The sequence below is a fragment of the Spirosoma flavum genome, assembly GCF_042686045.1.
Taxonomy (GTDB): Bacteria; Bacteroidota; Bacteroidia; order Cytophagales; family Spirosomataceae; genus Spirosoma; species Spirosoma flavum.
Genome location: NZ_JBHUOM010000014.1, coordinates 26,349 through 37,672, shown reverse-complemented (window position 1 = coordinate 37,672; position 11,324 = coordinate 26,349). Strand labels below are relative to the sequence as shown.

The 11,324-nt window shown below is 45.6% G+C and carries 8 protein-coding genes; 3 read left to right on the top strand and 5 right to left on the bottom strand.

Translation table 11 applies throughout. The annotated features are described in order from the left end of the window. Nucleotides 1-436: 436 nt before the first annotated feature. Together ACFS25_RS16550 and ACFS25_RS16545 are read right to left on the bottom strand one after the other, a co-directional pair. A complete protein-coding gene (locus ACFS25_RS16550; RefSeq protein ID WP_381503265.1) occupies nt 437-1,348 on the bottom strand; it encodes an alpha/beta hydrolase family protein in 912 nt (303 codons plus the stop codon). A gap of 295 nt (nt 1,349-1,643) precedes the next feature. Then, nucleotides 1,644-2,285 (bottom strand): porin family protein, encoded by a 642-nt coding sequence (locus tag ACFS25_RS16545; protein ID WP_381503262.1) that lies wholly within the window; start codon nt 2,283-2,285, stop codon nt 1,644-1,646. Between the two features lie 112 nt (nt 2,286-2,397). On the opposite strand from ACFS25_RS16545, the gene ACFS25_RS16540 reads away from it, so the two are divergent. After that, nucleotides 2,398-2,958, top strand: a complete 561-nt coding sequence (locus tag ACFS25_RS16540; RefSeq protein WP_381503260.1) for a hypothetical protein — start codon at nt 2,398-2,400, stop codon at nt 2,956-2,958. A 207-nt stretch (nt 2,959-3,165) separates the two neighbouring features. On the opposite strand, the gene ACFS25_RS16535 is transcribed toward ACFS25_RS16540, so the two are convergent. After that, entirely contained in the window at nt 3,166-3,528 is a 363-nt protein-coding gene (locus ACFS25_RS16535; protein WP_381503257.1) for a VOC family protein, read from the bottom strand. A 250-nt stretch (nt 3,529-3,778) separates the two neighbouring features. Then, complete coding sequence (locus tag ACFS25_RS16530; RefSeq protein ID WP_381503253.1) at nt 3,779-7,492, bottom strand: two-component regulator propeller domain-containing protein; 3,714 nt, start codon at nt 7,490-7,492, stop codon at nt 3,779-3,781. 201 nt (nt 7,493-7,693) lie between these two features. On the opposite strand from ACFS25_RS16530, the gene ACFS25_RS16525 reads away from it, so the two are divergent. Together ACFS25_RS16525 and ACFS25_RS16520 are read left to right on the top strand one after the other, a co-directional pair. Further along, nucleotides 7,694-8,086, top strand: coding sequence for a hypothetical protein (locus ACFS25_RS16525; RefSeq protein WP_381503250.1), 393 nt, complete (start codon nt 7,694-7,696; stop codon nt 8,084-8,086). Beyond that, a complete protein-coding gene (locus tag ACFS25_RS16520; protein WP_381503247.1) occupies nt 8,086-9,003 on the top strand; it encodes an IS3 family transposase in 918 nt (305 codons plus the stop codon). Before ACFS25_RS16525 ends, ACFS25_RS16520 begins: the two co-directional genes overlap by 1 nt. Before the next feature lie 840 nt (nt 9,004-9,843). Here the strand turns inward: ACFS25_RS16520 and ACFS25_RS16515 are convergent. Then, the gene (locus tag ACFS25_RS16515; RefSeq protein ID WP_381503244.1) at nt 9,844-11,187 is read right to left on the bottom strand and encodes a hypothetical protein; all 1,344 of its coding nucleotides are present in this window, start codon (nt 11,185-11,187) and stop codon (nt 9,844-9,846) included. Nucleotides 11,188-11,324: the final 137 nt, after the last annotated feature.

The following is an 11,324-nucleotide window of genomic DNA, read 5'->3' as shown; positions in this document are numbered from 1 at the left end:
CATTTGGTGAGGTATTGGTCTGGGCGAATGTTCTGGCCGATGGCAAGAGTAGGAAAAGAAGTATGAGGTTTCGAAAAGTAGCCAGGGGAGTTAGACGTTGGTTTAACCCCTCCTTCTGCCTAGCTAAATTACGCCAGGTACTTCTGAAGTAATTTTGGCGCATACACGTTGATTAAGCAAAGAGACTGACTATTCTTCTTAGATGTCGTGCCGTTCTAGATTCCATAAAGTTACGTTGGTACATGTAGACTAGAGATTCGTTGGGAATCAACGTAATGGGCTGATGGATGCATTTACAAATTCTCTTGATAGGGGAATAACTCAGTTGTTGCCTCCTATTTTGTTCATATCAATAATCGCCCGATTCGAGAAGCTACCTAATACACAAATCTATATGTGTCTCTCTTAGGAGCGTTTAATTGAGATAACTACATAGCTAAATCAATTTGCTTGCCTCCTTCACTACTGCTTTAATAAAGGCCGATGAGACTGCTCTAGGATTCTGATCGGTAGTAATTAAGTTATGATCTACGTTCTTAATGAGCCGTATTGAATGAGCTTGCTTAGAAGCCTTGAACACGTTTCGGAATACGGCCAGTCGCTTCGAGAGCGGACCTTCTACTTCACTACCTGAAAACAATAAACCGATTGGGCAACTCAATTTTTGATAATGAACGGTAGGATTTAAGCTTAAGTAGTGCTGCTCCCAACGAGATAGCACCTCATGCATTTGCCCATTTACTGACGATTCGATGTCGGCCTTTGTTAGCTTAACTCGTTGGCTAACAGGTAGTCTATTCATCTCAAACCGAACTATGTTCCGGGCAGCTCCCCTTCTTTTTTGCAGCGGAGTCGAAGTAGGGCGACCCAAGTAAAGCCGCATATTGGTCAGATAGGAACGAATCGTATCGTCGGATGTCCCCGTTTCTCGTAGCCGCTGCTCAGTGGTCAGTAAAATATCTTCGTAGCCAGGCAAGGCAGGCCCATTGAGAGCGAGCAGACATCTGATTTCCGGAATTCTTGACGCGGCAATAGCGGCAATGATGGCTCCTTCACTGTGCCCGATCAACCCAATTCGTCGTGCATCTACTTCTTTCTGGGCCTTTAAGAACCCAAACGCGGCTTGCGCATCAGAAGCCAATTCAGTCGTAGTGAACTCTTCAATTGGCTTACCAGGTGATCGACCTGTAGACCGATTATCGTAGCGTAGTACGATAAATCCCTTCTTGACCAGTTCGGTCGTCATTGCCTGGAAGGGCTTAAGTTTATCGACCTCCCCATCTCGATTGATAGAGCCACTGCCCAGGACAATGAGTACCCCCGGATGAACGCCCGTTCCTGGAGGCATCGTGAGTGTGCCGGCTAGGACCTGATTACCGTTGCTAAACCTGACGCTTCGTTGAGATTGGGCCAAGCTAGGCACCCCTATACACAGCAGGAAGACGAGTATTCCAAACCGCATGTTACACCAAGTTTACGTTTGCGAAGGGGAAATTAAGCAAATCTATCAATCTACCTAAACGCCTTTTAAGAAGCAGATACATAAATACTCTTTCGTCTCACGTTTGGGAGCGTTTATGTAAGACAGTAAATTTTTTTAATATCTGTCCAATACAAACCGTCGCATACGTTATGATAAGCTGTTAGAAGTAATAGACTAAATTTGATGCCCAAGTGCGGTTATATTTTTTGTAGTTATCATAATAAGAATGAGTTTGAGGATCAGGTTTATTAATGGGATTTAGGCCATAATAATAGTGGCTCTCAATGACAAAATGCCTCCCAAGACGATACCCAAGGCCAGCCGTTAACCCGGCATCTAACCGATGCATTGAGCCCAAGTCCCAACGCTCAGCAGATCCTTCAAAGCCAGCAGCATACCATTCTGCCTTAAGGAAGTAGCCTAGCTGAGGGCCGCCACTAATAAAGACTCGTCCGCCACCGACATGGTAACGCACCATAACCGGTAAGGTGAGATAGGAAAGCTTGGAAATCATCCGATCGCTACCATAGCCTATCTTACTCGTAATCAGTTCAACACCGCCCTGACGCGAGTAGAGTAAATCATACGATACTGTAAAGGTCGATGTTAATCGATGTTCAAGGCTTATCCCTCCCGTATAATCCCAAATTGGTTTCGATTCCGAATTAGGTCCCAGGTAGGTAGCATGGATCAGATTGCCGTTTAAGCCACCACTTAGGCCAAAATGAAGCTTATGTTGAGCGAAGGTAGGTTGCTTAAGCGCTGTCAGTGTCAATAACAAAACAATCAGTTTAGCCTTCATGAATTTATTAGTTTTACAACCTTATATAATCCCCCTTTGTGATCACTCAGAAGCCGTTTTAGTGGCCCTTTACTCACCTTTGACCCGCTCAATTTAGGGCTATTCCCTTAACATGATACTAACCTTTCTTCTCCACTTTCCAAAGGCCCGAAAACGGCTGCTTTGCTTAGCCTTGTTCCTATTCGGTAGTGGCCTGGTGGTCAGTGGCCAATCAACTGGTTTTTCAGCCCGGCAAGTCACCCTAACCGATACTGTTCTGCTAAACACCATTAAGAAATACAACCATAACATTCAGAAAAAAGAGGTGATGGTAATCGGCGTTGCAAAGCGTCAGGACACCCTTATATATTATATCACAGGCATGATTAGCCTGTTCAGACTCTCACAGAATATTCCCCTTCTTTATGCTAAGATTTCTAATCAGTATATTCTCTTATACAGTGGAATCGAACCAAGTGTCCAAAGTAGCCTGCCCGAGAGAAAGCAGTTGTTAGCCATATTCAAAACTCGATTACAGAACGACCTGCTGGCAAATGGGAAAAGAGATCTCAGGTTCATGGGCAGCTATGATCCCATAGAAGTCACGGTGATGACCAAAAGGGGAAAGAGAGTGTATGAAGATTTCAAAAAAGGGTTTGGCCCTAATAGCTTTCCGTATTTTATATATGAATAGTAAACTGACGATAATCGAACACGGCTATAAACAAAGGCCCCTTGGCCAATAATCTTTCAGTTTTCGAGAACCTACTATTTTGTACTTTAACTAGGCCTGTTATATACTGATCTACTTTTGCAACAGCCACTATGAATATGTTAATAAAATAAAACGAGAACAAGCACTTTAAAACGTTAAGCCGCTTACTTGAAATTGGTATAAACTTTACATCTGATTTAAACACAATACTTCAATTAATAGACCGCCCGGAGCCTGAAAATAGAAGGTCCAAGAATTATGGGAACTGTGGGGAGACTCTACCTCAAAGCCGTCATCTTTCAATCGCTGATTAATCCCATTGACCTCCTCGGCAGAACCTTGGATGAAGCCAATATGAAACTCCGGGGGATAGCTTACTTCGGTTACTTTGTTAAAGTTGCTCAGGGTAAGTACTAAGCCGTCTTCGTCTCGTAGCACCGTTAGTACAGGACTGCCCTTGGTGAGCGGTTGGAAGCCAAAATAAGTTTGCAGAAACTGCTGAGTCTGGATCACATCGCTAACGGCGAGATTCAAGTGATTAAGTTTCATAGAATTTGAGTCAGATTGGGTCATGCTCCACAAAAGTACCCTCTTACTCTTAATGCCAAGGGGTGTAGATGCGACAATAAACGGGAAATTTGCAATCTATTTTGTTGTTGTATAAGTGATGTGGCTGTTGCAAAAGTTTGGAAGGCGTTTGGTAAGCGCCATAAAGGGCCTCAATTTCCTACATTCTTCATCGTCCAGCCATGGCTTTAGCGGTAAGTGCGTAGGTGATAAGCAACGATTAAACCCATAGCTAGTTAGTGACTTCCTGCGGCAGCGTCTGATCGGGCAAGCCTATAGGGAGGACAATTGTGAAGACCGTTCCTTTGTGCTGCTCACTTTGTAACTCCAGCGTACCGGCATGCAGCTCCACAAACTGCCGCGCAATCACCAGGCCTAAGCCCGTACCTTGAATGGCATTGGTGTTACTGGCCCGAAAAAAAGCCTGAAACAAATTAGCCACATCAGCCGCCGGGATGCCAATGCCCTGATCGATGACTTGCAGCGTTAGCTGATCGTCCCCAAAGGCCAGCCGCAACTCCGGATTACCGCTGGAAAACTTGAACGCGTTCGACAACAGATTGATCAGCACATGACTCATTAGTTTGTCATCGATACAAGCGCTACGGGGTGTTCCCTGGATGACAACCTGCACCACGCGCTCATCAGGGCGCTCACTAAAATGGGTGTCGATCAACGTCTGACAGAAGGCCAGCACATCGATCCAGCGGGGCATAAAGGGTACTTTTCCGGCCTCGATCTGACCGATCGTCAACACATCAGTCAGTAACTCACTAAACTGATCAACTTGTGATTCAATAACACCCAGATGTTTTCGAATCGATGGCCTGGCGCGGTCCGGGGGGAAGTCCAGATACCGCCCGATCAAATCGACACTGGATTGGATGGTCATCAGGGGGGTTCGGAACTCGTGCGACGCGGTGGAGACGAACTGGGATTTGAGTTGATTGAGTTCCTGTTCCCGTTGAAGGGATTGCTGGAGGACAAACTCTTTTTCTTTCTGGCTGGTCACATCACTGGCAAGGCCAATATGACGCAGCACCTTCCCCGCTTCATCGCGGATGATAAAGCTGCGAATCATCAGCCAGCGTATGGGCTCGTCTTTTGGCTGTAGTCGATAGTATAATTCCCCTTCTAGGCCGGCCCGGTACTGCTCCATAAACGAGAGAACAGCCGGTCGGTCTTGGGGCACGGCAGTCTCCATCAGGAAGAAGGGCTCGCCCTGTAATTGCTCAAACGTTGTGTTCCATACCCGCTGGCCGGCTGGATTAATATACATTAACCGGAAGGGATCGGCCGAATGAATCCAGAAGACCTCATCGACATTATCGGCAATTTCCCGAAAGCGCTGCTCACTTTCCTGAAGCTGTTGCTGAGCCGCCTGCTGCTCGACTTTAGCCTGTAGTAACTGCATATGAAGCGCCTGCTCCTGTAGTTCCTGTTTCTGTTGGCGCACCTGGTGTTGTAAGGCTACCCGCTGCGCCTGGATGCGGGTCACCCGCAGACGATACGCCCCGTAAAGACTACTGACCAGCAACAGGGCAACCAAACTTTTAAACCACCAAATTTGCCAGAAGGGTGGTTGGATGATTATCCGGAAAGCCGCTCCCTGTTCATTCCAGATGCCATCATTATTAGACGCTTTTACCCGAAAGGTATAGGTGCCGGGCGCTAGATTAGTGTAGGTCGCCACCCGTGTGTGGCTTTTCAAATGCCAATTGGCCTCGAATCCCTCCAGTTTATAGCTGTATTGATTCTGCTCGGGTATGGAGTAATTTAAAGCCGCAAACTCGAAGCTTAGCGTTGATTGGTCATAGGCGAGGGTAAGCTGATTGGAGCGAAGCCAAACCGGTTGATTGAAAACACGAAGCTGCGTGATGACCACGGGTGGAATAAACGAGTTATTTCGCAACCGATCAGGATAAAAGCTTGTCATACCGGTAACGCCCCCGAAAAATAAGGTACCCCCGTGTCCTTTAAAAACCGACATCCGGTTGAATGCCCCTTTCTGTAGACCATCCTCAGCCCCAAAATTGCGGAATGTGTTAGTTTTAGGATTGAAGACCGATAGGCCTTTATTGGTGCTAATCCAAAGGTTTCCGCCCTCGTCGCTGATCATACCCTGAATCACCTTATTGGCCAAACCCTGCTTTTCGGCATACGAGACGAACGACTGAGTTCGGGGCTCAAACCGGTTTAGCCCACCGTAGGTGCCGACCCAAATCTGGTGCTGGGCATCTTCGTAGAGGCTGTTCACTAAATTATGGTTCAAACTGCCTGGCACTGCCCGGTTGTGACGATACGAGCGGAACGTGCCGCTGCGGGTATTGAGTACAGTCAGGCCGTCTCCTTCAGTACCAATCCACAAGTTTTGATGAGAATCATAGCACAACGTATTGATATACCCTTGTGTCAGGTGGCCAGGATGAGCTGGATCAGGCCGGTAATGGGCAAACGTGCCGGTTTTTTTCGTGTAACAACTAATACCATCCCCCATGGAGCCGAACCAAATCGTCCCTTTCTTTCCCTCTACAATGGCCGTAACCGTTTCCTGATTGAGTCCTTTTGCCTCATCCCGTTGGGTAAAGTTGAGGAAGTCATTGGACTCCTTTCGCCATAGACTCAGTCCCCCTTTGTAACAGCCAATCCAAATATCCCCATCGCTATCCTGGTAGAGGCTCATAATAAAGTTACTACCAACACTCCTTGGATCGGCGGGCTTATGCTGGTAGTGGACGTAATGATGGTTCGATTTTAGCAGGACATTTACCCCACCCCCATCCGTTCCGATCCATACGTTGCCCTGGTGGTCTTCCAGAACCGCCATCACATTGGGATTTGTGAGGCTGTTCGTCTGGTTGATATCTTTCTGATAGCGGGTAAATCTGGCCGGCTGGTGATCGAAAAAATTAATTCCTCCGCTGTAGGTTCCAATCCACATGTTACCGCTCCGATCCCGGCAAAGGGCATAAATAGAGCCATTATTAAGCCCGTGGGGATCAGTCTCCTGGTAGGGATACTGGGTAAAAGCAGTCCGGCTTTTGTTCAGTACACTGATGCCTTCGTTTTCGGTCCCTATCCACAAATTCCCTTGCTTATCTTCCGCTACTGTATTGACATCATCGTCGAGGATCGAACTGGCCACCGCCGAATCGTGCCGAAAATGGGTAAACGACTCTTGATCTTGATTCAACAGGTTCAATCCCCCCCCTTGCGTAGCCACCCAAAGCCGCCCTTGCGAATCCTCAAACAGCTTTTTTACTTTATTATGGCTTAAGGACGTTTTATCCGCTGGTCGATTTTTATACGGATGAAACGTGCCCGTTACGGGATCAAACCGGTTTAATCCTCCCCCATAGGTAGCTACCCAGATTTGCCCCTGACGGTCCACCAGTACATCCTGAACCAGATCATTAGGTAGGCTTCCTGAATCACCGACCTGATGTTGGTACCGGATGAACGTACCGCTGGTTGGATTAAACTGATTGAGGCCGCCTTCGGTAGCGATCCAGAGAGTACCCTGGCGATCTTCGGTGATGGCCAGGACGTGATTGCTGCTGAGGCTTCGGGCATCGGTTTCGGAACGGGTAAACCGGCTAAATCGCCCGGTTTGCTTATCAAACCGGCATAGTCCCCCGCCGGCGGTTCCAACCCACAAGTGTCCTCTTCGGTCTTCAAAGAGGGAGACGATAAAATTATCGCTCAGGCTAGTAGGCTGAAGGGGATCGTTCTGGTAGACCGTAAAGGCGTACCCATCGTATTTATTAAGGCCATCCTGGGTCCCAAACCACATAAACCCCTGCTGATCCTGGAGAATGCAGGTTACATTACTTTGCGATAAGCCTTCGTCGGTGGTTATATGTTTAAACGATACGTTACCGGTTTGGGCTTGGGCTGATTGGAAAAGAAGAAACCAGGCTAGTAAGGCAGCCACAAGTATTTTCATATATGGCTCGAAAAATCCAAGGTACATAATAAGCTGATGTCTTCGACAAGCAAGCCGTATGCAAGGGACTACGTTTGACACGCAATAACTGTCAAACAAAACCCGTATACTACGGATAGTGGTTGACAGTTATTAATGACTTGTCCTGGAAAAAGTTGACCACAAACTGGTTAACTTATGGATCAACTCAATTTATCACCCATGCAACAGCATGAGCTCACCATGCGCCAAATGGTGCAACAAATTCACCTAGGCAAACTCAATATGGACCAAGCCGCTGTCCAGTTTGAAGTCAACCGAAAGACGGTACGGCATTGGGTTGACAAGGTCGAGAAAGAGACGCAAACAAACCAAGAAACAGTCTCTGAGCTACCCAACCTCCCTCCCGGTCGAAAGAAAACGGCAGCTCTTGGTTCCCCATCACAGAGTGAGGATCAACATGAATTGCGAGCCAAGGTTCATGCACTCGAACAAGAACTGGAAGAGGCTAAATTCAAAGCCCTCTATTATTCAACCATAGTTAAAGTCGCCGAACAGGAGCTAGGCGTTGATATCGAAAAAAAGTCCGCTACCAAGCCATCCGATTCATGCTGATGAATTATCCTAAGCTGCACATTCGGCAATTAGAAGGATGGCTTGGTTTTTCTCGACAGGCCTATTATCAGTATTGGCAGCGACAAGCTGGCCAGACCAATGGCGAGTCCACCGTGATTGAGTTGGTCAAAAAACTACGTAAGGATCATCCTAAAATGGGTGGACGTAAGTTGCACGATCTGCTCAAAGAGGAGCTGGCTAAAAAAGGCATCAAGCTGGGGCGAGATGTACTTTTTGAATTATTAGCAGCTAACGGTCTGTTAATCAGGAGGAGGAGACGACGGGTGACCACCACTTTCTCTGGTCATCGGTTCAGAAAATATCCCAATTTGATCAAGGCACTAGTAGTCGACAGACCGAACCAATTGTGGGTATCTGACATAACCTATTGGTTCACAAACTACAAGTGTCTGTATATTTCTCTGGTGACCGATGCCTATTCAAAACGGATCATGGGCTATGAGGTAGCTGAGAGTTTACACGCGGTGCATTCTAAAGCGGCTTTACAGATGGCCCTGGAGCATATTAACCCTCAGATTGGCAAGACCTTAATTCATCATTCCGACCGAGGACTTCAGTATTGCTGTGCCGACTATATTGGCTTATTAGACTCGTTTCATGTCCAGATCAGTATGACCGAGACAGGTGATCCCCTGGAGAACGCTATTGCAGAGCGGGCCAATGGGATCATTAAGAACGAGTATTTAGCGCACCAATCGGTGTATTCTCTGGCCCAAGCCCGAGTCGTACTTGAGCAAGCCGTTTTTTTGTATAACTACAAACGGCCTCATTTAAGTTGTGATATGTTAGTTCCTGAGCAAGCCCACCAGCAGGAGGGAAAACTGAAGCGACGGTGGAAGAACTACTATACCAAGAAAGTATTAGAAAGTTTTGTGGTCAATGAAAAACCGGACTAACTTAGACTAGTCAATATAAAAGGGGATTAACAATAAAACGGTCAACACTTTCCAGGACGGGTCATAAAACAAGCTGTCCAATTAAACGCCCGTTTAAGCGAGACTCTTATTTTGCCAGCATTGGAAAAGTCAGGTTAAATTAATTCCAATCTCAAATTGCCATCTCTCAAATCAATGTATCTTTTTCGCAGTAGGGGTTGAGTTTGTGCGACACTTATTGACTACTAATCGTAATCCTCTATGCGACCTATTTGTAGCAAAGCACATAGTCTATGTTAACCAGCAAGTTGCTCCATTTGAATACTACCTATCTGTTTAGCTCAGCGCGATTTGACTATTGATCCCTATTAGAAATGTACTATTCTGCCAATTTCGATTTTTGAAGTGGCGCTGCTTGCTGAGTCGTCAATAAGTTTAATTTTTGAATTCTATGATTACGTTCACGAAAAGGCTTCGATAATTGAACTGCTATTCCAGCTTACTAGCCAGCTAAACCCATTAGCTTTTAAGCAAAAAATCGTTCACGAAAAGGTTATTTAAATTGGACATTCGTGGCCCTTACACGGTTGTATTGATCGTCGGTAGTGAGGCCATTTTAGTCCAAACCCGGGAACCTGCTCAGGCCACCCCCTACCCATATGGGTCAATACCGCATACTCCCTAACCTCTCCAGGCTTCGTGAATACAAAGGCTCGGACCGCCAGCCAGTTGGTTGACCAATGAGAAATCAGGACCCTATGAACCAAAGAATACAATCGAAGTTTATCTTGATTAGAGCAAAGGATGGATCAATCAGGCATTACCGAAATACACATTCAGTTCATGATTAAAGAACTGGTTTTATAAGAAAGTAGGGTCCTTGCTATTAACTCGGACAGGATTGAACTTCACTTTTCCGTCTCGATAAGTTTCGCGTTTATCAGAGTATACTTTAAACCCTAAGGTTAGTCCAATTCGAGCGTAGGGGAAGCTATCTTCTAAATAAACATTGTAGTCGTCTTGACTTTTATAGCCGATAGCTGCGAAAGTACTCGTCGTCGTGCTTCTGAAAAATTGATGAAAGCTCCAGTGATAAGCCACCTCGATAGTTGGCCAGAATCGTAGCGGTTTGTTGACAAAACCAGTGAAGCCAAGCGAACCATTTATGACTAAGCGTCCAAACTCGTAATCAGAGTCATCCAGACCTTTTAGTTTATCATCTGCATCACTCCAATGCGACACAGCAATATTCTGATAACGTATGTTTAGCTTACCTAGCCCATATTGGCCTAAAAGCTTATTTTCCCCTAAATAAATATAATGTTGTAGGCCGATTCGCCATTGAGTTAAGTGGTCCCAGTTGTGAAAATAACAATGCTTGCCATCGCTGCACTGCTGACAAAGTTTATACCCACTCTTATCTAAACTGGTATAAAGTCGAGTTGTATCGCAACCCGACTTCCCACGTTTCCATTTTCCTATATGGAAAGCTATTTCGCCAGACAGGTCAACTGCAAAATTTCCGTTGTAAATATTAAACTGTCGCGGAAAATGTTCGATGCTTCCATCTTGCTTCTTAACGCCTACGTTTGAATTGATATGGTTTCCGTCCTGCCCATTCGAAAAATGAAACATATAAAGTGACCAGTAAGAATAGGGAAGTTCTGCTTTTTCAAGCTGATTTTTCGCCTTTGACTGTAACTTCCTGTCTTTAACGATAAGACTATCGCTTACATTCTCAATAAACAAACCCAATACATGCCTTTCCCTGTCTGTAATATGCCTTTTTAAGGCTGAAAACCATTGAATGCCAGGAATGTAACTTGGTGTTCTGACAGGACTCGACGAGTCTTGACAAATGTAACCGTCATACTTATGTGTATAACTGGCATTGGGAAGGATACGTACCTGAAATTTTGGCTGTATATCCATCGCAAAACTGTTCTGTTCCCCATTTCCAATAAAGAAATGGGGCGTTATAGAAGCTGTTAATAAATAGTATTGGTGAGTAGCGTTTTTGCCTAAATGATATTCAGAAACGTATGGAATAGGCGATAGATAGCTTTGCTCAGCCGTCCAGTGGTAAATTTTTTTGTAATAATGATTGCGAATTTTTCGCAACTCATCATCAGTTGGCTGAGCATGTGCGGCCGAAGTTAAGACCCAGGCTGTAAGTAGTAAGTATAAGCTAAAAGTACATTTCATAGTATAACTGTTTATGACGTAAGCGGTAGAACTCTATTGACCAAGCAGAAGACAAGATGATAATAAGGTGTGCTTTTACTACTGGTTCGGTTAAACATAAATTAGGCCCTTAAATGGGTTTAATGCGCATTGAGCTT

What these genes read in the sequence shown, in the direction of transcription:
- ACFS25_RS16550 (WP_381503265.1), bottom strand. Translation starts at nt 1,348, where the DNA reads ATGCCTCCAGGAACGGGCGTTCATCCGGGGGTACTCATTGTCCTGGGC.
- ACFS25_RS16545 (WP_381503262.1), bottom strand. Translation starts at nt 2,285, where the DNA reads ATGAAGGCTAAACTGATTGTTTTGTTATTGACACTGACAGCGCTTAAG.
- ACFS25_RS16540 (WP_381503260.1), top strand. Translation starts at nt 2,398, where the DNA reads ATGATACTAACCTTTCTTCTCCACTTTCCAAAGGCCCGAAAACGGCTG.
- ACFS25_RS16535 (WP_381503257.1), bottom strand. Translation starts at nt 3,528, where the DNA reads ATGAAACTTAATCACTTGAATCTCGCCGTTAGCGATGTGATCCAGACT.
- ACFS25_RS16530 (WP_381503253.1), bottom strand. Translation starts at nt 7,492, where the DNA reads ATGAAAATACTTGTGGCTGCCTTACTAGCCTGGTTTCTTCTTTTCCAA.
- ACFS25_RS16525 (WP_381503250.1), top strand. Translation starts at nt 7,694, where the DNA reads ATGCAACAGCATGAGCTCACCATGCGCCAAATGGTGCAACAAATTCAC.
- ACFS25_RS16520 (WP_381503247.1), top strand. Translation starts at nt 8,086, where the DNA reads ATGAATTATCCTAAGCTGCACATTCGGCAATTAGAAGGATGGCTTGGT.
- ACFS25_RS16515 (WP_381503244.1), bottom strand. Translation starts at nt 11,187, where the DNA reads ATGAAATGTACTTTTAGCTTATACTTACTACTTACAGCCTGGGTCTTA.